The organism is Aeromonas sp. R2-1 (genome assembly GCF_040908425.1).
Taxonomy (GTDB): Bacteria; Pseudomonadota; Gammaproteobacteria; order Enterobacterales; family Aeromonadaceae; genus Aeromonas; species Aeromonas caviae.
The window spans coordinates 18802-40442 of record NZ_JBFODR010000015.1 but is presented as its reverse complement, the minus strand read 5'-3'; the positions used below and the strand labels follow the sequence as shown (position 1 = coordinate 40442).

20 protein-coding genes are annotated in these 21641 nt (G+C 61.8%); 7 read left to right on the top strand and 13 right to left on the bottom strand.

Features of this window, described 5'->3' with window-relative positions; all coding sequences use genetic code 11:
* Window positions 1-138: 138 nt before the first annotated feature.
* The 3 genes from AB5Y80_RS03355 to arcB form a co-directional block, all read right to left on the bottom strand.
* Window positions 139-342 (bottom strand): hypothetical protein, encoded by a 204-nt coding sequence (locus AB5Y80_RS03355; protein ID WP_041211124.1) that lies wholly within the window; start codon window positions 340-342, stop codon window positions 139-141.
* A gap of 293 nt (window positions 343-635) precedes the next feature.
* Window positions 636-2012 carry a dGTPase gene (dgt, locus tag AB5Y80_RS03350; RefSeq protein ID WP_202044168.1) on the bottom strand — a complete coding sequence of 459 codons (1377 nt, stop codon included), beginning with the start codon at window positions 2010-2012 and terminating at the stop codon, window positions 636-638.
* A gap of 29 nt (window positions 2013-2041) precedes the next feature.
* Window positions 2042-4354, bottom strand: a complete 2313-nt coding sequence (gene arcB / locus AB5Y80_RS03345; RefSeq protein WP_039040952.1) for an aerobic respiration two-component sensor histidine kinase ArcB — start codon at window positions 4352-4354, stop codon at window positions 2042-2044.
* Window positions 4355-4556: 202 nt separating this feature from the next.
* Here arcB and AB5Y80_RS03340 point away from each other — a divergent pair, with 202 nt between their 5' ends.
* Window positions 4557-5555 carry a DUF2860 family protein gene (locus tag AB5Y80_RS03340; protein WP_042881204.1) on the top strand — a complete coding sequence of 333 codons (999 nt, stop codon included), beginning with the start codon at window positions 4557-4559 and terminating at the stop codon, window positions 5553-5555.
* 61 nt (window positions 5556-5616) lie between these two features.
* Here the strand turns inward: AB5Y80_RS03340 and AB5Y80_RS03335 are convergent, their stop codons facing one another.
* The 4 genes from AB5Y80_RS03335 to AB5Y80_RS03320 form a co-directional block, all read right to left on the bottom strand.
* Window positions 5617-6309, bottom strand: a complete 693-nt coding sequence (locus AB5Y80_RS03335; RefSeq protein WP_029313837.1) for a DUF3334 family protein — start codon at window positions 6307-6309, stop codon at window positions 5617-5619.
* Between the two features lie 118 nt (window positions 6310-6427).
* On the bottom strand, window positions 6428-6874 hold the full coding sequence (locus tag AB5Y80_RS03330) for an HIT domain-containing protein (protein ID WP_039040966.1): 447 nt from the start codon (window positions 6872-6874) through the stop codon (window positions 6428-6430).
* Between the two features lie 73 nt (window positions 6875-6947).
* Entirely contained in the window at window positions 6948-7571 is a 624-nt protein-coding gene (locus AB5Y80_RS03325) for a DUF2057 domain-containing protein (protein WP_368172516.1), read from the bottom strand.
* Window positions 7572-7645: 74 nt separating this feature from the next.
* Window positions 7646-8548: a LysR family transcriptional regulator gene (locus tag AB5Y80_RS03320; protein WP_368172515.1), complete on the bottom strand. Its 903-nt coding sequence runs from the start codon at window positions 8546-8548 to the stop codon at window positions 7646-7648.
* A 97-nt stretch (window positions 8549-8645) separates the two neighbouring features.
* Here AB5Y80_RS03320 and AB5Y80_RS03315 point away from each other — a divergent pair, with 97 nt between their 5' ends.
* Window positions 8646-9248, top strand: a complete 603-nt coding sequence (locus AB5Y80_RS03315) for a short chain dehydrogenase (RefSeq protein ID WP_128312855.1) — start codon at window positions 8646-8648, stop codon at window positions 9246-9248.
* A 123-nt stretch (window positions 9249-9371) separates the two neighbouring features.
* Here AB5Y80_RS03315 and AB5Y80_RS03310 read toward each other — a convergent pair whose 3' ends face one another.
* From AB5Y80_RS03310 to dapA, 3 genes are all read right to left on the bottom strand, one after another.
* Entirely contained in the window at window positions 9372-10475 is a 1104-nt protein-coding gene (locus AB5Y80_RS03310) for a phosphoribosylaminoimidazolesuccinocarboxamide synthase (RefSeq protein ID WP_301479888.1), read from the bottom strand.
* A gap of 169 nt (window positions 10476-10644) precedes the next feature.
* Window positions 10645-11763 carry an outer membrane protein assembly factor BamC gene (gene bamC, locus AB5Y80_RS03305; protein ID WP_029313833.1) on the bottom strand — a complete coding sequence of 373 codons (1119 nt, stop codon included), beginning with the start codon at window positions 11761-11763 and terminating at the stop codon, window positions 10645-10647.
* On the bottom strand, window positions 11756-12643 hold the full coding sequence (dapA, locus tag AB5Y80_RS03300) for a 4-hydroxy-tetrahydrodipicolinate synthase (protein ID WP_029313831.1): 888 nt from the start codon (window positions 12641-12643) through the stop codon (window positions 11756-11758). The genes bamC and dapA overlap by 8 nt, the downstream gene beginning before the upstream one ends.
* Window positions 12644-12831: 188 nt before the next feature.
* Here dapA and AB5Y80_RS03295 point away from each other — a divergent pair, with 188 nt between their 5' ends.
* The 3 genes from AB5Y80_RS03295 to AB5Y80_RS03285 all read left to right on the top strand — a co-directional run bounded on the left by AB5Y80_RS03295 (window position 12832) and on the right by AB5Y80_RS03285 (window position 14548).
* A complete protein-coding gene (locus AB5Y80_RS03295) occupies window positions 12832-13365 on the top strand; it encodes a glycine cleavage system protein R (RefSeq protein WP_010673166.1) in 534 nt (177 codons plus the stop codon).
* 23 nt (window positions 13366-13388) lie between these two features.
* Window positions 13389-13853: a thioredoxin-dependent thiol peroxidase gene (bcp, locus tag AB5Y80_RS03290; RefSeq protein ID WP_010673165.1), complete on the top strand. Its 465-nt coding sequence runs from the start codon at window positions 13389-13391 to the stop codon at window positions 13851-13853.
* A 194-nt stretch (window positions 13854-14047) separates the two neighbouring features.
* Window positions 14048-14548 carry a YfbU family protein gene (locus AB5Y80_RS03285; protein ID WP_039040945.1) on the top strand — a complete coding sequence of 167 codons (501 nt, stop codon included), beginning with the start codon at window positions 14048-14050 and terminating at the stop codon, window positions 14546-14548.
* Window positions 14549-14602: 54 nt separating this feature from the next.
* Here the strand turns inward: AB5Y80_RS03285 and yfbV are convergent, their stop codons facing one another.
* Entirely contained in the window at window positions 14603-15043 is a 441-nt protein-coding gene (yfbV, locus tag AB5Y80_RS03280; protein ID WP_039040944.1) for a terminus macrodomain insulation protein YfbV, read from the bottom strand.
* A 301-nt stretch (window positions 15044-15344) separates the two neighbouring features.
* On the opposite strand from yfbV, the gene AB5Y80_RS03275 reads away from it, so the two are divergent.
* Window positions 15345-16547, top strand: coding sequence for an acetate kinase (locus tag AB5Y80_RS03275; RefSeq protein ID WP_010673162.1), 1203 nt, complete (start codon window positions 15345-15347; stop codon window positions 16545-16547).
* 70 nt (window positions 16548-16617) lie between these two features.
* Window positions 16618-18771: a phosphate acetyltransferase gene (pta, locus tag AB5Y80_RS03270; protein ID WP_368172514.1), complete on the top strand. Its 2154-nt coding sequence runs from the start codon at window positions 16618-16620 to the stop codon at window positions 18769-18771.
* A 477-nt stretch (window positions 18772-19248) separates the two neighbouring features.
* Here pta and ilvN read toward each other — a convergent pair whose 3' ends face one another.
* Together ilvN and AB5Y80_RS03260 are read right to left on the bottom strand one after the other, a co-directional pair.
* A complete protein-coding gene (ilvN, locus tag AB5Y80_RS03265; protein WP_010673160.1) occupies window positions 19249-19743 on the bottom strand; it encodes an acetolactate synthase small subunit in 495 nt (164 codons plus the stop codon).
* The gene (locus tag AB5Y80_RS03260; RefSeq protein WP_368172513.1) at window positions 19743-21461 is read right to left on the bottom strand and encodes an acetolactate synthase 3 large subunit; all 1719 of its coding nucleotides are present in this window, start codon (window positions 21459-21461) and stop codon (window positions 19743-19745) included. Before AB5Y80_RS03260 ends, ilvN begins: the two co-directional genes overlap by 1 nt.
* Window positions 21462-21641: the final 180 nt, after the last annotated feature.

Here is a 21641-nt window from a genome sequence, read left to right as displayed (position 1 = left end):
CTCCCATACGAAACGGAGGGGGATCATAGAGTGTTTGGCGCAATGTGCGACAACTAAATTGAGACAATGCTCATCAGGAAAGAAAAATGGCAGGCCCAGGCCTGCCATCCACCAGGTCGGGGGCCGGGCCCCCTCCCCTCAGGTTATTCGATTCCCGAGCCGGAAACCGGTTTGAAACTCCCGCTCACGGATGTGGGCGATCTGCACTTCCTTGCCTTCCAGCCCGATGTCTTTGAGCAGGGCAGGTGAAAGATGCAGGTAGCTGACGCGACGCTCCAGCCGGGTGATCCTTTTTTGAACCAGGGTCTCTACGTGGCGCAGCAGGGCGAGTTCGATAGACATAATATTCTCCAGTTGAACGTGCGGTTCCCCCGGAGAGAGGTGATCACCCTGCGGGACAACCGCGGGTGATGAAAAAAGCAGGTGTTACCTGTCCCCTCCACGCGGCAAATAAAGAGCACGAGTCTTCGCGCTGCCAGAGCAGCGATCGAACGCAACGTTGAACATGGAATGTTGCATGGTCGTCTCCTTACCGTGTGAAAGTTGAACAAGTTGCCGCAGTGTAAAAAAACACCGAATTTTACGCAATATCTCTCCCACCCATATGGGTGGAATGCGGCCAAAAAGAGGTTCAGTCAAATCCCTGACAACAGCCGGAACTCCTCCAGCGCATAGGTATCCGTCATGCCGCTCACATAATCGAGCAGCAGCCGCACCCGGTAGTACCACTCCTGCTCGCTCTCCTTTTCGAAACGGGGATCCCGGCTCGCCACCGCCAGCCGGTACGCCTTGAGGTGGCGGGCAGAGAGGCGGTGGAACAGCCGCCGGGCAAAGAAGAGCTCGCTCCCGCCGTTGCCTGCGAGCAGCCGCTCGAACTGGCTGGCGGGCAGGGCCAGCAGGCAGGCGTAGGTGGAGAGCACCCCGCGCAGGGCGGCATAGCCTTCCAGCTCCAGCGCCTCCACCTCCGGGCGCATGAACACCAGCTCGCGAGCCACCCGCTTGAGGGTATCGAGTACCCGGGCTGCCGGAGCCTGACCGTGCAGCAGCGCCTGGGGATAGGCCCCGCTCAGGATCTGATCGTGCTCGGCCACATAGGTATGGGCGGCCAGCGCCACCAGATCCCGGGTCAGATGCTGGCGAAAATGGGGGAAGAACCCCCGACCGGAGGCAAGCGCCTCATCGAGCAGGTCGGCCATGTAACCGCCCTCGTCCGCCTCGCGCAGGGCTGCCAGCAGCTCGCTCTGGGTGAGGATGCGCCTGTCCACCGCATCCTCGAGATCGGCGATGCAGTAAGAGATGTCGTCCGCCGCCTCCATGATGTAGACCAGCGGATGACGGCACCCCTCGGCCAGCCCCAGGCTCTGGCCGAGGGCACGATAGAGGGGTTGTTCGCTGAAGAAGATGCCGCGCTTGCTGGTCCAGCCGTGGTGCTGACCATAGCCCTGGGGATGGTGCAGGCCCGGCAGGGGCTGCTGCGGGTATTTGCACAGCGCCGCCAGCTGCCCCAGGGTGAGGTTCAGCTCATGGAGGCTGTGCACCAGTCGCAGGCTCTGGGCATTGCCGTCAAACACCAGCAGATCCTGGCGAAGGGTTGCCCACTGGGGGCTCGGCAACTGGTCGTGGGCACGGGCGAAGAGGCCGTCCAGCTCCTGGGCAAGCCACTGACTCATCACCTGCTCGCCGAAATGGCCAAACGGCGGGTTGCCGACATCGTGCAACAGGCAGGACATCTCCACCAGATTGATGAAGGCCCCCTCGCACACCGCTCCGGCCGGCAGCGCCGCCAGGATGCGGCGACTGATCTGGCGACCAGTCTCCTGCACCTCCAGCGAATGGGTGAGGCGGCTGCGCACCGAGGCTTTCACATCGAGCGGGAAGACCTGGGTCTTCTGCTGCAACCGACGCACCGGCGCCGCCTGCACGATGCGGGTGCGGTCCTGCTCCGTCGCCTCCAGCAGGTCTTCGTCTCCCCAGGGGTGAATGCGCTCGGGGGGGATCAAACGGTCATACATGTCGTGGCTCCTTGCCTGAGGCGTCGTGTCTACGAGAGCAGCCAGCGCCGCAGGCGGGCGATGTCACCCGGGTATTCCCGGCGTAGGGTTTCAATCCAGTCTTCCACGTTCTCCCACCAGGCGGGGTGATCCGGGCTCTGGATAAGCTGGGCCGTCTGCTGCAACCGGCGCAGGCCGATGGAGCCCGCCGCCCCCTTGATCTTGTGGGCCTCCTCCACCACACCGGCCTGATCCCTGGCAATCATGTTGGAGTCGAGTACTGCCATGTAGTCCGGCATCATCTTCTCGAACAGCTCGACGCTGGAGAGCAGCACCGGCTTGCCGACCGTGCTGGCGTAATCGGTGAGGAAGGGCAGATCCAGCAGGGCATCCTGATGGTGGACATCGTCCTGCTCGTCCGCCTCGTCCCCGGCGAGATCCGCAAACAGGTGGCCTATCACCTCCCGCACCGCCTTGGAGCCCAGCGGCTTGTTGATCACATCCTGCATGCCGTGATCCCGGTAGTACTGGCGATCGCCGGTGGCATTGGCGGTGAGCGCCACCATGGGGGGCAGGCTGTCGCCGTAGCGCGCGAGCAGTTGCTCCGCCACATCGAACCCCGTCATATCCGGCAACTGGATGTCGAGCAGGATCAAGTCGAAATCATCCGGGTTGGCCATGGCCAGCGCCTCTGCACCATCCCGCGCCACCTTGACCTGATGGCCGAGCTTGTTCAGCAGGGCGCAGGCCACGGTCACGTTGAGCTCCACATCCTCCACCAGCAGGATGTCGAGGGAGGGCATCTCGGGCTCCGGGGCCGCGGCCTTGGGCTCGACGCAGTCCACCTCCAGCTCGGCGGTGAAGCAGGCGCCTTCGCCCGGGTCGCTGTCCACATAGAGTTGACCACCCATGGCCTGCACCAGCTGGCGGGAGACCGCAAGACCGATGCCGGTGCCGGTGGCGTGCTTCTTGCCCTGCACCTGATAGTACATGGCGAAGATCTTCTCCTGCTGGGCGCGGGGAATGCCCACCCCGGTGTCTTCCACCTCGAAGTGCAGCGCCAGCTTGCCCGGTTCATCAGCGGCGTGGGCGAGACAGCGTATGGTGACGCCCCCTTCATCGGTGAACTTGACCGCATTGCCCACCAGGTTCCACAGCACCTGGCGCAGCCGGGTGCCGTCCGCCATCACGAACTGGGGCATGTCGCCGTCCCGGTCGAAGTGCAGGTAGAGCCCCTTCTGCTCCGCCTGGATGCGCGACAGCGTCTCCAGCTCGTCGAGGAAGGCGGGCAAATCCAGCGGAGCCGGCGCAATCTCCAGCCGACGACGGTCGAGCTTGTCCAGATCGATGATGTCGTTGAAGATGTTGCCGAGCGTCACCGCGCTCAGGTGGATGGTCTTGAGCTGCTGCTGCTGTCTGGCATCGAGGGGCGTATCCATCAGCATCCGGCTCAGGCCGACGATGCCATTGAGCGGGGTGCGCAGCTCGTGGCTGATGGTGGAAATGAAGGTGGTCTTGTCCCGACTCGCCTTCTCCAGCTTGTCCTGGTACTGCTTGCGCTCGGTGATGTCGCGACCAAAGCCGAGCAGGCCGAGCCGCTTGCCGAAGCGGTCGAAGAAGGGCACCTTGCGCAGCTCGAAGTAGGCCTTGCGGCCATCGGGATACTCCAGCCACTGCTCATAGGTGAGCGGCTCGTTCTGGGCGAAGACCTGCTTGTCGGTCTCCACCACCTTGCTGGCGATGTCGTGCTTGTAGACATCGAACGGGGTCAGGCCGATGAGTTCCGCTTCCACCTTGCCGGTGAGCTCCTCCATGGCGCGGTTGCAACCGGAGAACTGCTCGTCCTCGTTGCGGTAATAGACCAGATCGGGGGAGCAGTCGATGAAGGAGCGCAAGAGGGCGGTACGCTCCCCCAGATGCAACTGGGCCTTCTCCCGCTGGAACACTTCGTTCTCGAGATCCTCGATGGCTTGCTGGCGCAGGGTCTCGGCCCGGTTGGTCTCGGCGATCTGGGCATTGAGCCGGCTGATGTTCTCCTGCAACTGGCTGTTGAGCTCGAGATCCCGCTCGCGCATGTCTTGCAACTTGCGCACCATCCGGGTCAGCCGCTGGCGGGAGTCCTCCAGCTGATCCACCACGATGGAGAGAAAATAGACGGCCCAGGGGGTCACCAGCAGGCCGAAGAAGACAGAGCGCACCAGGTCGACGATGTCCACGGTGCCGCGCAAAAACAGGGTCACCCCCATCTGGATCGACACGGCCAGCACTATGATGGCGGTGGCCAGGAACATGCTGAAGCGCACCAGTCCCAGCTTGGTCATCAGGTCGACGTAATATTGCGCCCAGGATTTGATCTGCTTCATCTCGTTGTTTTCTCCCCTTTTCTTGCGCAAACAGGATACCAGTACGGCGCCATGAACTCTTGTCCGTCGCGTATTCAATTATTGATTAACGTCACACTCCGGCTGGGGTAGCATGCCTGCCATGCCTCAGTCAGCACCGGTTCCACCGGAATACCGGGGCGCACTGTCACCCTTCTCATTCGTTATGTCAGGAGCATACCCGATGCGAAATCATGTTCTGTTGAGCCTTGGCCTGCTGGTCGCCACCACCGCCCACGCCGATCTGGGGGAGATCCCCCGCCAGACCGGCTGGTCCGGTTTTCTGCTGGGCGGGGTCAATGCCGGCAGCCACAAGTCCAACTTCTATGCCGGTGACGACAGCAACAGCCGTATCGATGATCTGGGCTCCCCCGGCCGCGAAAGCGGTCTGAGCCCGCTGCTCAATGCCGATATCCGCTACACCTTCGCCGATACCCGCACCCAGGTCTTCCTCGGCAACCTCATCCAGGACGCGGTGCGCTTCGACTTTACCCAGCAACTCGGTCTGCGCCAGGAGATGGGTGACAAGGGTATCGTCGCCACCTCCCTGGTGTTCAACCTCATGCCGGTGGAAGTGTGGAGCGATCCCTTCGCCACCGGCGTGGATCGCAGCGCCACCGATCTCACCTCGAAAGGGGTGCGCTTTGCCTGGGACAGGATCTGGGGCAGCAACGTCTACGCCACCCTGACCAGTCGGGAAGTGGAGCTCGACGAGGAGCGCAGCGGCCAGCAATATGACCTGACCCACGGCACCCACTACGCCTCCATGCTGAGCCGCAACGGCAAGGTCCACGACCTGGCTGTCTCCTACCAGTACCACTTCGGCGGCGACCAGCTGCTGGAGCCCGCCTTCCTCTACAAGGAGGCCCGCCTGGACGGGAGTGCGGAGAGCTTCAAGAACACCGGTCTGCAGCTGACCTATGCCAAGCGCGCCTCCCAGTGGTCCATCGTGAGCAACCTCTACGCCGGCAAGCGCAAGTATGACGAGGCGAATCCCCTGTTCGGCCAGCGCGCCGATGCCAGCGAGTTCGCCCTCAATGGCACCTTCTTCTGGCACAACCTGTTCGGCATCAAACCCCTTGCCGCCACCTTCACCGCGGCCTACTCCAGCGCCGACTCCGACATCGACTTCTACGATGCCGAGGCGCTTCGCTTCAGTACCGGGCTGCTTTACAACTTCTGACCCGCCCCAAGCAAGAAGGCCACCCCCGGGGTGGCCTCTTCATTTGCACAACCTTCGACCATCAGATGCCGAGGGAATCCAGCAGATCGTCGTGCTCGTTGCTCGCCGGCGCGGCCGCCGGTGCCGGTTTGGCTGACTGCTTGGCCTGGGCGATCAGCTCGTCGGGATCCACCTCCTCCTGCACGCCGCCATCATGGATCCGGATAAACTCCGTCTTGTCCATGGCCAGCTCCAGATAGAAGATGTTGTTGCTGGCGGTGAAGAAGGTCACCCGGCGGGTCTCGGGATTGTCGAGGTTGGTGTCGACGCTCAGCATCACCTGCTTGTTGAGCGCCAGCATCTTGGGCTGGTTCTGGGTGATGTGGGTCTGCAGCTCGCGCCCCACCTTGGTGGTGAAGCTGCCGACGATCTGGTTCATCAGCTCGCCCATGACGTTGCTCACCTCGTCCGAGGTGTGGGAGATGGCGAGATCCTCCTTGGAGAGCCCCATGCTCAGCATGTAGCTCTGGTAGAGCTCCATGGCCGCGGCGGCGGAGAAGTTGATCACCACCAGCCCGGAGAAGCCGCCGTCAAACAGCACGAAACAGCCGATGTCAGGCTTGAGGCAGGTCTTGCTGATCCGCTGCACCATGCCGGAGAAGCGCACCTGGGTCTGGGTCGCCGCACTCAATACGCTCGTCACCGAATTGCACAGGCTCAGCAGTACGTCCTCTGTGGTCAATACGGCATCATCCTCGGATCTTGTCACTATCATGGAACCTTCCTGCTGATCGAAATAATGGGGCTGTCACTCGTGTCGCCCATGTCACCATGCACCGACGCGATACGCTAACAGATTGCGTGATCCCGGTGCCCAAAGCGCGAGCCACCTCTCACTTGACTGGATTATCAGTCAGAAATGGCTGAAATCCATCCAGGGTAGCCAGACGGGTTTGCCAACTGGCAGCCGCCCCTTGCAAGGCCTGCTCCTCATAGGGAATGGCGGGACAGGCACCCCAGATGGGACCGGGCCAGGCCGCATCCGAGCTGAAGCGGGCCACGTGGTGCAGGTGCAGCTGAGGCACCAGATTGCCGAGGGCCGCCACGTTGATCTTGTCCGGGCCGAGTGCCCGCTCCATCAGGGTGGCGACGGCGCAGGACTCCTGCATCAACTGCTGTTGCTGCTCGGGGGCCAGATGATGGATCTCCCGCAGGTTGGCGACCCGGGGCACCAGAATCAACCAGGGATACTGGCTGTCTTTGGCCAGCAGGACGCGGCACAGGGGCAGATCCCCGAGTATCCGGGTATCCGCCTGAAGGCGGGGGTGCAATTCAAACATGGGGGCCTCGCTGATCAACATGGGCACATCGGGAATCAAAGATGTGCCCACGTTACTGCAACAGGGAGCAAACTTAAAGGCGCGGCACGGCCCAACCGATGAAGCGCTTGCGAAGCGCGGGGTCCGCCTGCAGGAAAAGCTGTTGCAACTGCCCTTCCAGGGCGCTGGCCGGCACGGAGGAGGCCCGGGGCGTCGCCACGGCGGCCGCAGCCACATCCGCCGCACCGGCGAGCACGGCAGGCCCCTCGCCACGGTTGTACTCCATCAGCCTGGCATGCCAGTCCATGCCGATCTGCATCCCCTGCACCATCAGCGTATCCTGGCGCACCTCGAGGGGCTGTCCCCCCGCCACCAGGCCCAGGACAGGGGCTCTGGCGTAGCGTTCCATCCCGGCCTCGTCCGCAGGCACGGGAGCCTGCAGGCGGACCGACTGCCCGCGTGCCTCATAGCGAAGCACCTGGGGCTCGGAGCGAACCTGGCGATCGTTGTCGCTGCTGTTGCGACTCGGGATCACCCCCTCGTAGCGCACCAGCAGTTGCTGCTCCCCGTCGGCCAGCACGGCATGCAGCTCGTCCTGCACCTTGCCTACGCTCACCGCTAGGATCTGGAAATCCCGGGGCACCTCGACCCTGACCTCGGCCTGCACACCGCCGCAGCACAGCAGCGCAACCCCTGCCCAACCCTGATGACGCTTCATTCCCTGACTCTCCTTTCGCGATGAAGGGCGCAGGGTAGCAGCCCCAGATGACAGAAAAATAACGGGATGCAGGCTCACCCCAGCAGATAATGGGGCCGCTCGGCAAACCACTGGGCCAGCACCTGCTTGAACAGCCGGATCTTGCGCGGCACCCGGCGCTGCTGGGCGTGCAGCACATGGATCGGGTGCAGGCCGGTCTGCCACTCCGTCAGCACGGCCACCAGCTCCCCTCGGGCCAGGCTGGCCTCCACCAGCATCAACGGGCACTTGGCAAAGCCCATGCCCGCCCGGGCCAGTTGCAGCAGGGTGCTGTAGTGGTTGGCCCGCACTCGCCCCTGCACCAGGATGTGCGCCTCCTCCTCCCCCTGGCGAAAGTGCCACTGCTCCCAGTCCGGGTTGTGGCCCTGCAGCAGGCAGGAGCGCCCCCCCAGCTCATAGGGAGTGGCGGGGATCCCCTCCAGGGCCAGCAGGGCGGGGCTTGCCACCACCACATCCTTGAGCCTGCCGAGCGGCAGGGCCACCAGGTTGTCGGGGATCAGCTCCATGGCCCGCAGGGCGATGTCATTCTCCCCCTGGCTCATGTCGATCATGGCATTGGTGAAGTTGAGCTCGACCTGGACGCCGGGGCAGAGCTCGGCAAAACGGGCGAGCAGCTCGCTCACCATGCGGTCCCCCGTGCTGACCGGGCAGGTGAAGCGCAGGCGGCCGCTGTCCTCCTCGGTCAGGGCGCGGATCCCCTCCTCCGCCTCCCGGGCCAGGGCGAAGATCTCGCCGGCCTGCTGGTGAAGCACCCGCCCCGCCTCGGTCAGGCTGAGTCTGCGGGTCGTGCGCTGGAGCAGTTGGGCATTGAGGGCGGACTCCAGGGCGCTGACATGGCGACTCAGCATCCCCTTGCTCACCCCCAGGGCATCGGCAGCGGCGGAGAAACTGCCTCGTTGCACCACTTCATAGAAACTGGCCAAGTGGGTGATATCCATCATTAGCGCCAATATGGAAACAATGGGTTCATCATAAGCGCTTTTTCTCCCTTTTTATCCCGCTATCATCAACTCATCTCAACCAGGAGCGATAGATATGAAGATTGTGATTGTGGGTGCCTCCGGCACCATTGGCGCCGCCGTCAGCGAACTGCTTGCCCAGGATCACCAGGTGATCCGGGTAGGTCACAGCCAGGGGGATGCCAGAGTGGACATGCGCGACCCCGACTCCATCCGGGCGCTCTTCGAGCAGGTCGGATCCTTCGATGCCCTGGTGGTCGCCAGCGGCAGCGTCGCCTTCAATGCCCTGACCGAGATGACGGACGAGCAGTGGCAGGTGGGGCTTCAGAGCAAGCTGATGGGCCAGATCAACCTGACCCGGGCCGCCATTGCCCACCTGAGTGACCGTGGCTCCATCACCCTCATCAGCGGCATTCTGAGCGAGGAGCCCATCCACTGGGGGGTGAGCGCCACCACCATCAACGGTGCCATCGAGCACTTCGTGAAAGGTGCCGCCTGCGAGCTGCCAAGGGGCATTCGCATCAACGTGGTCAGCCCCACCGTGCTGGAAGAGTCCATGAGCAAGTATGCCGACTTCTTCCCGGGCTTCGTGCCGGTACCCGCCGCCCGGGTGGCCCAGGCCTACAAGAAATCGGTACTGGGGGTACAGACCGGCCAGATCTTCCGGGTCAATGGCTGAGCGCTCCGGACAACCCAATGAAAACGGGCCCCGTCATGGGGCCCGTTTTGTCATCTGCGTTGCAAGCGCCTCCCCTGCCACCAGCAAACGTTTGTTCGCCTGCGGCAAAAAAAGCGGTCGGCCTCAGTCGATCAGGCCGTACTGCTCCCGCAGTACCTCGATGATCTCCTGCTTCGGATTGGCACTGCGTACCAGCGGCTGACCGATGATCTTCTCGGCGATCCCCACATAGGTGCGGGAGATATCCATCATCACCTCGGTGGGCAGCTTGTTGTCACGGGCCAGGGCGAAGCGCTCGGGCATGCGGTTCTTGTTGAGCAGGATGTCCGGATCCGGGAAGTGGTTCAGCAGCCACTGGCGGAAGCCCTCTTTGGACTTCTCGATGATCTCGCCGCCGCGAAGGGCTGCGCCGTCCCAGATGCGGGAGCTGTCGGGGGTGCCCACTTCATCCATGTAGATGAGCTTCTCGCGACCGGCGGCATCGGTCACGTAACCGAACTCGAACTTGGTGTCGACGAAGACCTGATCCAGGGCAGCCAGCGCCTCGCTGATGACGTTGAAGCCCTCTTTGAGCAGCACCTCGTAGCGGTCGATGTCCGCCGGGGAGCGGAAGCCGAAGGCCTGATGGTGGCGCTCGATGTCGCCGCGGGAGACGTTGACGTCGTCCGCTTCCGGCACGCCATCCAGCCCCTTGAGGATCCCCTTGGTGGACGGGGTAATGAGGATCTCGGGCAGCTTCTGATCCTTCTTGAGCCCTTCCGGCAGGGTGATGCCGCAGAATTCCCGCTCACCATCCTTGTAGGCACGCCACATGGAGCCGGTGATGTACTGGCGGGCAATGGCCTCGATCATCACGGGACGGGCTTTTTGCACGATCCAGACGAAGGGGTGCGGGATGTCCAGGATGTGGCTGTCCGCCAGCCCCTGCTCCTTGAACAGCTTGAACCAGTGGCTGGAGATGGCATTGAGCGCCGCGCCCTTGCCCGGCACGCCGTTCAGACCGTCCACCCCTTGCCAGATGCAGTCGAAAGCCGAGATGCGATCACTGATCACCATGAGGGCCAGGGGCGTATCGGCCGGCACATCATAGCCTTTCTCCCGAATGAGCCGGGCACTGTCTGCCGGGGTCAACCAGTAGACGCTGCGCACTTTGCCGGAATGGACAGGTTTATCGGTACGGATCGGCAAATCGTCGTTCACCGCCAATACTTGATCTGCAAGACTCATGGCTAATAACACTTCCTGTTGTGGGACTAGTTAGGCAGGGGCACCAGACCCCTGTCTGTGGGGGATTCACATCATCAGGTACTCAGGCCCGGGGCAACCGGCTCGGCACGCGGGCCCTGCGGCAACCCGGACATAACAAAACAGGGGCGCGAGGCCCCTGTTTCCATGCTTACTTCGCCCCCTGATCGGCCAAGCCCTTGGCAAAGGCCTCGGACAGGCTGATGTACATCTGGGAGATGACACCGGATGCGACAGGCTTCTTGTCCTTGTCGAACAGGGTGATGGAGGTCTTGCCGCCCGTCATCTCGCCGAGCTGGAAGCGATACTTGTCTTCCTCGAGCTTGAACGGTTCCGCTCCCTTGGCCTTCCAGAACTCGCTGTCCGGCTCATCGTACTCCACGTCGATCCAGCCCAGGGACTGCTGAGTATCCTTGATGGTGAAACCATAGGCAGGCAGCACCTGATTGAGGCGGCGCCACACCTGGTCAAACGACCCTTCGGCAATCCAGGCGCTCAGCTCGTTGTTGTCCAGACCCAGCTCCAACCCCATGCCATCGCTGGACTTGTGCTGTTCACGGGCCTTGAGCTGCTTGTCGTAATAGAGGGAGAACTGGTTCAGGGCGCGGGTAGCATAACGCTGGGCGTCCGCCGGCGTCAGCACAGTGCTGGTCTCGCCGTCGATGGTCTCTTCGTGATCCAGCACCCGTACCGACATCTTGATGGCGTGGCGCTGCACATCGTTGCGCAGGGTGAACTGGTAACGCTGACGGATCTTGAAGTCATCGTCATCTTCCGCCCAGCCATCGAGCACCGCGGAGTTGTCAAACCAGCCGGTCTGCAAGACGCCGTCCTGCTGGTCCAGCTTCTCGGTGGTGACCTTGTGTTCGGCCAGGAAGTTCATCAGGAAGGCCCAGGTATCGCGCTCCACGCTCTGGGAAGTGCTGAGGGCATAGAAGGCGACGGTCGGCTCGCTGGCATTGGCCACCACCTGGCTGCCGGGCACCACGGTGAGCAACTGGGCGGGCGGACGCACGTCCACCTTGGCCCCGAGGGCGCCCTCACGGCTGCTCTCGGGCAGGGCCGGAATGTCGAAATTGCTGTTAAAGGCGGGGGTACTCAACCCGGCGGGCACAAGGAAGGCGCGGCCTTCGAGGCGGCTCTCTTCATACTCGAAGCCACGGTTGGCCATTTTGCGTTCCTGGGGTGAGCTGCAGGCAGCCAGCACGGCCACCGTCGCGACACTCAGTACCAGGCGCACTGCATTTCCCTTTCCATTTGCTTTAAACACTCGCCATCAACTCCGCAGTCGTCAGTGCTCGCGCCATCGCCGCTTCCCCCTCGGGGGTGAGATCGGTCAGGGGCAGACGCAAGGTCGCCGTCGCCATCAATCCCAGCCGGGCACAGGCCCATTTCACCGGGATGGGACTCGGTTCACAGAACAGAGTCTGATGCAACGGCATCAATCGATTGTTGATGTCATGAGCCTGCCCGGCATCACCGGCCAGGGCAGCACGACACATGTCGGCCATCTGGGGCGCCGCAATATTGGTGGTGACCGAAATGACACCATCGCCCCCTTGCAGCATAAAATCACATCCGCTGGCGTCATCGCCACTATAAAGCGCGAAATCCGGCCCGCACAGTTCGCGCAGCAGCGGGGTACGGCCAAGATCGCCAGTCGCTTCTTTCAAACCTATGATGCCGGGCACCTTGGCCAGACGGGCCACCGTCTCGGGTTTGAGGTCACAGCAGGTGCGACCGGGCACATTATAGAGAATTTGAGGCAGACCACTAGCCTCGGCGATCGCACAATAGTGACGATAGAGGCCTTCCTGAGTGGGTTTGTTGTAATAGGGGGTCACCGAGAGACCCGCCACCACGCCCATGGTGGCGAAACGCCGGGAGAGGGCGATGGCGTGAGCAGTATTGTTGGAGCCGCAGCCCGCGATGACGGGAATGCGTCCGGCGGCGTATTCCACCGTCTTCTCAACCACGGCGATATGTTCCTGCTCGCTCAGGGTGACCGACTCTCCCGTGGTTCCCACGGCGACGATGGCGCTGGTCCCGGCATCCACATGATATTCCACCAGCGCTGCCAGACTGACCCAATCGATGTCGCCCGAGGGCAGCATGGGGGTAACGAGCGCAACAATACTACCGCGTAACATGGATAATTCTCCCGATTTTCAGGGGCGTAATGGTAAAGCTGCCCCTTTTGAAAAACAAGGGAGGCACGGGACAAGCCGTGTTACCATCCGGCACAAAACGTATGAATGCACGCGCGCGCAAGAGGCCTCACGGCAGGGTGCCGGCACCCGCGGTCAACGCATTCTCAATAATGGACGAGAGACGATTTATGACTCACTACCTGGTCGTAACGGCCATCGGCACGGACAGGCCTGGCATCGTCAATGAGGTGACCCGTCACGTCAGTGGCTGCGGTTGCAACATTGTCGACAGCCGTCTTGGCATCTTCGGCAACGAATTCACCTTCATCATGCTGCTGTCCGGTGACTGGAACAGCCTGATGCAACTGGAAATCAGCCTCCCACTGCGCAGCCAGGAGTGGGATCTCATCACCATGATGAAACGCACCGAGCGCCACCACTCCCTGCAATATGACATCAGCGCCAGCGCAGAGGTGCTGATCCGGGATCAGCCGGGCATCGTAAGTCAGTGCACCCAGTTCTTCAGCGATCACGGCTGGGACATCCAGGCCATGCAGACCATCACCCTGGAACAGCAACCCTTCAACCTGCTCAAGGCGAACTTTCAGTTGAATCTCTCCAAGCAGGGAGAAGAGCCCGGCTCGAAGACAGCCTTCGCCGATTTCTGTCGTGGACTGGGCGCCGAGTCGTTCGAATTCATCGTCAATCACAAGTACGCCTGACGGCGTTTATCCGAGGAGACCCCATGTCACCACTAGAAGCTGGTACCCAGGCCCCCGATTTCTCCCTCTCCGATCAGGACGGCAATCAGGTTCGCCTCGCCGACCTGCGCGGCAAGAAGGTGCTGATCTATTTCTACCCCAAGGCGATGACCCCGGGTTGCACCACCCAGGCCTGCGGTCTGCGCGACGTCAATAGCGAGCTGGCTGCCCTCAATGTGGTGGTGCTCGGCATCAGCCCGGACAGCGCCAAGCGCCTGAAAAAGTTCGAGGAGCGCGACAACCTCAACTTCCGCCTGCTGGCCGATGAGGATCACGCGGTGGCCGATGCCTTTGGCGTCTGGGGCCCGAAGAAGTTCATGGGCAAGGAGTATGACGGCATCCATCGCCTGAGTTTCCTCATCGACGAAGAGGGCAAGGTTGCCCATCGCTTCGACAAGTTCAAGACCAGCGATCACCATCAGGTGGTGCTCGACCTCGTCAAGGGCTAAGCCACCAGCGGCATTGTTGCAGGGCTCGCCATGGCGGGCCCTGCTCGTTTCACCACGGCATCAGTCCCACTCTCTGGCGGCCCACCAGGGCACCTCTTCCCCCCTTTTCTCGCCAACCTCCCCTCTCAGATCAAAAAATTCATCCTGGATATGGGTTAACGTGACCCCAGATTCATTTTCCAGCGAGACAGCCCATGAACATGAGCCACACCGAACGCCTGATCCTGAGCAACCAGTACGAGATCCTGGCCAAACTCAATCCGGAAAAGGCGGCGTTTTACCAGCGTGCCAGCACCATCGTCGAGCGCGGCTACTGCCTGCAGATCCTCGAGCTGGAGAAGAGCTTCGGCCATCTGGATCTCGCCACCTGCCAGGAGGTGCTGGACACCCTGGAGCTGCACCATGCACTGGCCATCTCCTGGGGCAACCTGGATGCCAGCGCCCGGGCCGATGTCAACGAGAGCCGCCTTGCCTTCAACGGCTACAGCCGCAGCCAGGAGCGGGAACTGGCGGATTACGTCTGCTTCCTGCTGGAAGTGGACAAGCGCTTCCCCGAACTGCCCTGCCCCTGCGACGAGCTCTCCAGCGACATCGCCATGCGGGACAAGTACCAGCGCATGCTGGCGGTCTGGCGTCAGTGCCCCCGTCAGTACAAGCTCTCCATCCAGGAGATCAGCAAGGTGCTGGCCGCCTGAGAATGTGAAAAAGGCGCCTGAGGGCGCCTTTGTCGTCAGTCTGACTCCGGAAAGTCATTCGTAGAGGAAGGATTTGTCCAGCTGCTTGAAGGCGGCGTTGAGGGTATCGGCCAGCTCTTCGTAGCGGGGACGGGCCACCAGCTGACGTTGACCGCCCTGCTCGTTCATCTTGCCGTTTATCTCCCGATACCAGGTGGCGAGGGAGGGGGGCAGGCGGGTATCGGCGCGCTGGCCGAGCCAGTAGTACCCTTGCAGCGGCAGGCTGAGCAGGAAGAGCACGGACGCCATCACGGAGGGCCAGTAATGAAGCTCGCCAAACTGGAACTGCACCATGACGCTGAGCACCGCCAGTGCCGGGATCACCTTGAGGGCGAACTCGGTGGCCCTGATCACCCGATTCTCCGGGAACATGGAATTAAGCTCGGGACGGCGCGGCCAAAGAGTCATATAATGACGGCCTTGCTGTAATTTAGTTCCAAAAATGTTCATGCTCATGCTACCTCCGAGCTCTTTTCGAACGCATTAACGGCAAAACCTCGACAATATTTGAGAGGCAATAACAAAGGTTGAGGATGACTTTGTTATTTTTCAACAATCAGGTTATCCTTTGTACGCCCATTTTTACGCTGGGGCACGGCCACTGACCAGTCAGGGACGTCTGAATTTCGGGTCTTGTATCACTATACAAGGGGCAAGCAACAGATTGCCAACCCTCATAAGGATAAGTTGATAGTTTTTGGACGCACCGCGTCCGGCGCATCCTCCAACCCAACCCAATCTGCGATAGGATTTATTCATGAGTAAGCTGGTTCTTGTTCTTAACTGTGGCAGCTCGTCCCTGAAGTTTGCTGTCATTGACGCAACCACCGGTGATGACCTGCTGTCCGGCCTGGCCGAATGCTTCAACCTCGACGACGCCCGCATCAAGTGGAAGCTGAACGGCGAGAAAGGCAACGCTGATCTGGGTGCCGGTGCCGCTCACCAGGAAGCGCTGGACTTCATCGTTCACAAGATCCTGCCGCTCAACCCGGAACTGTCCAAGAACCTGATCGCCATCGGCCACCGCGTGGTACACGGCGGCGAGCGTTTCACCTCCTCCGTTCGCATCTGTGATGACGTCATTGCCGGCATCGAAGCCGCCATTCCTTACGCACCGCTGCACAACCCGGCTCACCTGATCGGTATCCGTGCCGCCCTGAAGGTCTTCCCGGAACTGGCCGAGAAGAACGTCGCCGTGTTCGACACCGCCTTCCACCAGACCATGCCGGAAGAAGCCTTCCTGTACGCCCTGCCGTACAAGCTCTACAAAGAGAACGGCATCCGTCGCTACGGCGCCCACGGCACCAGCCACTACTACATCAGCCTGGAAGCGGCCAAGCAGCTGAACAAGCCGGTGGAAGAGCTCAACATCATCAACTGCCACCTGGGCAACGGCGGCTCCGTCTGCGCCATCAAGAACGGCCAGTCCGTCGACACCTCCATGGGCCTGACCCCGCTGGAAGGCCTGGTGATGGGTACCCGTTCCGGTGACATCGATCCGGCCATCATCTTCTTCCTGCACGACAAGCTGGGCATGAGCGTCGCCGAGATCAACACCATGCTGACCAAGGAATCCGGCCTGCAGGGTCTGACCGAAGTCACCTCCGACTGCCGTTTCGTTGAAGACAACTACGACAGCAAGGAAGAAGCCAAGCGCGCCATGGACGTGTACTGCTACCGTCTGGCCAAGTACATCGGTGCCTACGCCGCCGCCATGGACGGTCGTCTGGATGCCGTGGTCTTCACCGGCGGCATCGGCGAGAACTCCGCCCCGATCCGTGAGATCACCCTGAACAAGCTGGGCCTGCTGGGCTTTGACGTCGACCACGACGCCAACCTGAAGGCTCGCTTCGGCAAGGGCGGCGAGATCACCAAGGCTGGTTCCACCAAGGCCCTGGTTATCCCGACCAACGAAGAGTGGGTCATCGCCCACGACGCGCTGGAACTGGTCGGCGCATAAATTAGCTGTAGAGCAAGGCCGCCCCAGGGCGGCCTTTTCCTGATCCCAAAAAATGAACAAGGGGTAATAAGTGGCACGCACTATTATGCTCATCCCGGTCGGCACTGGTGTCGGCGTAACCTCCGTGAGTCTTGGCGTCGTTCGCGCCATGGAACGTCACGGTGTCAATGTCAGCTTCTTCAAACCGGTCGCCCAGCCGCGTCCGGGTGAAACCGGTACCGAGCGCTCCACCGCCGTGATCCGCGCCGCTGCCAACATCAACCCGCCCGAGCCGTTCGCCCTCTCCTACGCCGAGAACATGATCACCTCCAGCAACACCGACATCCTGCTGGAAGAGATCGTGGCCCGCTTCGAAGAGCACGTGAAGACCAACGGCGCCGAAGTGGTGGTGATCGAGGGCCTGGTTCCGACCGACAAGCAACCCTTTGCCAACAAGCTGAACTACGACGTCGCCAAGGCGCTGGACGCCGACATGGTGTTCGTGACCCATCCGGGCAACGACTCCAGCCAGAAGCTCAAAGAGCGCATCGAGCTGGCCTGCTCCAACTTCGGTGGCGTCAACAACCCGCGCATCGTGGGCTGCGTCATCAACAAGGTGGGTGCCCCGGTTGACGAGCACGGCGTGACCCGTCCCGACCTGACCGAGATGTTCGAAGCGCACCACCACGGCGCCGATACCGGCCACAACCTTGAAGTACTGCAGGTCTTCGGCAAGAGCCCGCTTCGCATCCTCGGCTGCATCCCCTGGAACACCCAGCTGATCGCCCCGCGCGCCAAGGATCTCGCCAAGCACCTGGCCGCCAAGATCATCAACAAGGGTGAGCTGGAAAGCCGCCGCCTGCAGACCGTGACCTTCTGCGCCCGCTCCATCCACAACATGATCGAGCACTTCCGTCCGGGCAGCCTGCTGGTGACCTCCGGCGACCGCTCCGACGTCATCGTCTCCGCCTGCCTGTCCGCCATGAACGGCGTCAAGCTGGGTGCCCTGCTGCTGACCGGCAACTACCACCCGGAACCCCAGGTGATGGCCCTGTGCCAACAGGCCATGGCCACCGGCCTGCCGATCATGATCACCGGCACCAACACCTGGCAGACCGCCGTCAGCCTGCAGAACTTCAACGTCGACATCCCGGAAGATGACCGCGAGCGTATCGAGCTGGTGCAGGACTACGTTGCTGGTCACATCGACAAGCACTGGATCGAGTCTCTCTCCGCCAAGTCCACCCGCTCCCGTCGCCTGAGCCCGCCGGCTTTCCGCTATCAGCTGACCGAGCTGGCCCGTCAGGCCAACAAGCGCGTCGTGCTGCCGGAAGGGGAAGAGCCGCGCACCATCAAGGCGGCCGCCATCTGTGCCGAGCGCGGTATCGCCCGTCCGGTGCTGCTGGGCAACCCGGACGAGATCCGCCGCGTTGCCGAACAGCAGGGCGTAGTACTGACCGACCGCGTCGAGATCATCGATCCCGTTGCCGTGCGCGAGCGCTATGTGGCTCGTCTGGTCGAGCTGCGCAAGAACAAGGGCATGACCGAAGTGGTTGCCCGCGAGCAGCTGGAAGACAACGTGGTACTGGGTACCATGATGCTGGAGCGCAACGAGGTCGACGGTCTGGTATCCGGCGCAGTGCACACCACTGCCAACACCATCCGTCCGCCGATGCAGATCATCAAGACCGCCCCGGGCTCTTCCCTGATCTCCTCCATCTTCTTCATGCTGCTGCCGGATCAGGTGCTGGTCTACGGTGACTGCGCCATCAACCCGGACCCCACTGCCGAGCAGCTGGCCGAGATCGCCATCCAGTCCGCCGACTCCGCTGCCGCCTTCGGCATCGAGCCGCGCGTGGCCATGATCTCCTACTCCACCGGCACCTCCGGCGCCGGCGCGGACGTGGAGAAGGTGCGTGAAGCCACCGAGCTGGCCAAGGCCAAGCGTCCCGACCTCATCATCGACGGCCCGCTGCAGTACGATGCGGCCATCATGGAGAACGTCGCCAAGTCCAAGGCACCGAACTCCCCGGTTGCCGGCAAGGCCACCGTGTTCGTGTTCCCGGACCTGAACACCGGCAACACCACCTACAAGGCGGTACAGCGCTCCGCCGAGCTGGTCTCCATCGGCCCCATGCTGCAAGGCATGCGCAAGCCGGTCAACGACCTCTCCCGTGGCGCCCTGGTGGACGACATCGTCTACACCATCGCCCTGACCGGCATCCAGGCAGCACAGGCCGAGTAATCGACCCGCAGTCCGATGCAATGAAAAACCCGCCGAGAGGCGGGTTTTTTTATGGCTCGTGCCCAGAAATGTTGATCCGCAAGATCAGGTCGGGATCCCGTCCGGATCCACGGACAGATCCGCGTTCCGCCCTTGGCAAGGCACGAGGGATAAGCAAACGCTCACACCCTCGCCAGGGGATTGCACAAATGCGATCCAGCCAGGATCAAATTGAAATATCCCTTTAAGATCATGAGACTAACGCCAGACACACCGCTAATCTACAGAGTTTTCCACAGCTTTTGTGGATAGTTTACCGATCATTTGAAAGAAAATGACAGGTGAAGCCCCTCCCCTCCCCCTTCTCTTTCACCCCCTCGATAACCTCCTGATGCTGTGGCCTGCATCCCTACCGGCCCCCCACTTGCCCGCAACGCTGCCAGACACGAAAAAGGGCTCCGAAGAGCCCTTGAACAACTATTTTCACATCCGGCCACATCAGGGACGCAGGGATTTGTCTGCCCGGGAGATGCCGCAGACACCGGAGCGCACCACTTCGATGATCTCGTTGGTCTGGGCAGCCGTCTTGATGAAGGCGTCCAGCTTTTCGCTGGTCCCGACGAGCTGCACCGTGTAGAGCTCGGGGGTGACGTCGACGATCTGGCCACGGAAGATGTCCGCCAGCCGCTTCAGTTCGTCACGGGCACCACCGGCGGCGCGCGCCTTGACCAGCGCGATCTCCCGCTCGATGTGCTCACCCTCGCTCAGGTCACACACCTTGAGCACGTCCACCAGCTTGTGCAGCTGCTTCTGGATCTGCTCCAGCACCCGCTCATCCCCCATGGTGACGATGGTCATGCGGGACAGGGTGGGATCCTCGGTGGGGGCCACCGTCAGGGTTTCGATGTTGTAGCCGCGCTGGGAGAAGAGGCCCACCACACGGCTCAGGGCGCCGGATTCGTTCTCCAGCAGTACTGAAATGATGTGTCTCATCAGGTTCTCTCCGTCTTGCTCAGCCACATCTCGTCCATGGCGCCAAATTTGATCTGCATCGGATAGACGTGCTCGTCCGGATCGACCGAGATGTCCATGAACACCAGTCTGTCCTTCATGGCAAAGGCCTTCTCCATGGCGCTCTCCATCTCCGCCGGATCGCTCACCGCGATGCCGACGTGGCCATAGGCTTCCGCCAGCTTGACGAAGTCAGGCAGGGATTCCATGTAGGAGTGGCTGTGACGGCCGCCGTAGAACATCTTCTGCCACTGCTTGACCATGCCCAGCGCACGGTTGTTGATGGAGATGATCTTGATGGGCACCCCGTACTGCATGCAGGTGGAGAGCTCCTGGATGTTCATCTGCACCGAGCCGTCGCCGGTGACGCAGCAGACCACGGCTTCCGGATTGGCAAACTGGGCCCCCATGGCGGCGGGAATGCCAAAGCCCATGGTGCCGAGACCGCCGGAGTTGATCCACTGACGCGGCTTGGCAAACGGGTAGTAGAGAGCGGCAAACATCTGGTGCTGACCCACGTCGGAGGCAACGAACGCCTCCCCCTTGGTCACCTTGTAGAGAGTCTCGATGACCTGCTGCGGCTTGATCAGGGTGGGATGGATCTCGTAAGCCAGGCAGTTGCGGGAGCGCCACTGGTTGATCTGCTCCCACCAGTCCGCCAGCGCCTGCTTGTCGTTGTCAAAGCCGCATTCGCGGAGCACTTCCAGCATCTGTTCCAGCACGGTTTCCACCGAGCCGACGATGGGCACATGGGCCTGTACCGTCTTGGAGATGGAGGTGGGGTCGATGTCGATGTGGACTATGGTAGCGTTGGGGCAGAACTTGGCCACGTTGTTGGTCACGCGGTCATCGAAGCGGGCACCCACGGCGAAGATGAGATCCGCGTTGTGCATGCTCTTGTTCGCTTCGAAGGTGCCGTGCATGCCGAGCATGCCGATGAACTGCGGATGGGTACCGGAGAAGGCGCCCAGCCCCATGAGCGTGGTGGTCACCGGCAGGTTCAGCAGCTCCGCCAGCTTGGTCACCAGGTGATCCGCATTGGCGTTGATGGCGCCGCCACCCACGTACATGACCGGGCGGCTCGCCTCGGTCAGCAGCTTGGCAGCCCGCTTGATCTGGCCCTTGTGTCCCGCCTTGGTCGGATTGTAGGAGCGCAATGAAACCGACTCGGGATACTGATAGGGGAACTTCTCTTTCGGATTCTGCACGTCTTTGGGCAGATCCACCACCACGGGCCCCGGGCGGCCACTGGCGGCAATGTAATAGGCCTTCTTGATGGCCTCGGGAATGTCGCTGGCTTTCTTGCACAGGAAGCTGTGCTTCACCACCGGGCGGGAGATGCCGATCATGTCGGTCTCCTGGAACGCATCCTCCCCGATCATGCTGGTCGGCACCTGGCCGGACAGGATCACCAGGGGAATGGAATCCATGTAGGCGGTGGCGATCCCCGTGATGCAGTTGGTGGCGCCGGGACCCGAGGTCACCAGCACAGTGCCCACCTTGCCGGTGGAGCGGGCGTAACCGTCCGCCATGTGCACTGCGGCCTGCTCATGCCGCACCAGGACATGCTCCATCTTGCCGTTTTCGAAGAGAGCGTCATAGATGTCGAGCACTGAGCCACCAGGGTAGCCGAAAACGTGTTCCACTCCCTGATCTTCCAGCGCTCTAACCACCATCTGGGCGCCTGATAACATCTCCATGATAAAGCCCTCCAGGCTTTGCTCCGTTAAGCGAAAGCTATCGACAGTCCGCTGCTTCCCGGCAGCGCCGATCCGAGTCTTGTTGTTGTCTGCAGGCAGATCAGGCGAGTTCGGAGCCGTCGATAGTAGAAAAATAGGGGTTTTCCATCATTCACCCGAAAAGCGGGTGAAAAACCAACT

Bases quoted from the DNA above. Each gene is read 5' to 3' on its own strand.
- AB5Y80_RS03295 (WP_010673166.1), top strand. From the start codon at position 12,832: ATGACTCACTACCTGGTCGTAACGGCCATCGGCACGGACAGGCCTGGC.
- AB5Y80_RS03330 (WP_039040966.1), bottom strand. From the start codon at position 6,874: ATGTTTGAATTGCACCCCCGCCTTCAGGCGGATACCCGGATACTCGGG.
- AB5Y80_RS03355 (WP_041211124.1), bottom strand. From the start codon at position 342: ATGTCTATCGAACTCGCCCTGCTGCGCCACGTAGAGACCCTGGTTCAA.
- AB5Y80_RS03340 (WP_042881204.1), top strand. From the start codon at position 4,557: ATGCGAAATCATGTTCTGTTGAGCCTTGGCCTGCTGGTCGCCACCACC.
- dgt (WP_202044168.1), bottom strand. From the start codon at position 2,012: ATGTATGACCGTTTGATCCCCCCCGAGCGCATTCACCCCTGGGGAGAC.
- AB5Y80_RS03275 (WP_010673162.1), top strand. From the start codon at position 15,345: ATGAGTAAGCTGGTTCTTGTTCTTAACTGTGGCAGCTCGTCCCTGAAG.
- bcp (WP_010673165.1), top strand. From the start codon at position 13,389: ATGTCACCACTAGAAGCTGGTACCCAGGCCCCCGATTTCTCCCTCTCC.
- ilvN (WP_010673160.1), bottom strand. From the start codon at position 19,743: ATGAGACACATCATTTCAGTACTGCTGGAGAACGAATCCGGCGCCCTG.
- yfbV (WP_039040944.1), bottom strand. From the start codon at position 15,043: ATGAGCATGAACATTTTTGGAACTAAATTACAGCAAGGCCGTCATTAT.
- dapA (WP_029313831.1), bottom strand. From the start codon at position 12,643: ATGTTACGCGGTAGTATTGTTGCGCTCGTTACCCCCATGCTGCCCTCG.
- AB5Y80_RS03310 (WP_301479888.1), bottom strand. From the start codon at position 10,475: ATGAGTCTTGCAGATCAAGTATTGGCGGTGAACGACGATTTGCCGATC.
- AB5Y80_RS03260 (WP_368172513.1), bottom strand. From the start codon at position 21,461: ATGGAGATGTTATCAGGCGCCCAGATGGTGGTTAGAGCGCTGGAAGAT.
- AB5Y80_RS03335 (WP_029313837.1), bottom strand. From the start codon at position 6,309: ATGATAGTGACAAGATCCGAGGATGATGCCGTATTGACCACAGAGGAC.
- AB5Y80_RS03320 (WP_368172515.1), bottom strand. From the start codon at position 8,548: ATGGATATCACCCACTTGGCCAGTTTCTATGAAGTGGTGCAACGAGGC.
- AB5Y80_RS03325 (WP_368172516.1), bottom strand. From the start codon at position 7,571: ATGAAGCGTCATCAGGGTTGGGCAGGGGTTGCGCTGCTGTGCTGCGGC.
- arcB (WP_039040952.1), bottom strand. From the start codon at position 4,354: ATGAAGCAGATCAAATCCTGGGCGCAATATTACGTCGACCTGATGACC.
- AB5Y80_RS03315 (WP_128312855.1), top strand. From the start codon at position 8,646: ATGAAGATTGTGATTGTGGGTGCCTCCGGCACCATTGGCGCCGCCGTC.
- AB5Y80_RS03285 (WP_039040945.1), top strand. From the start codon at position 14,048: ATGAACATGAGCCACACCGAACGCCTGATCCTGAGCAACCAGTACGAG.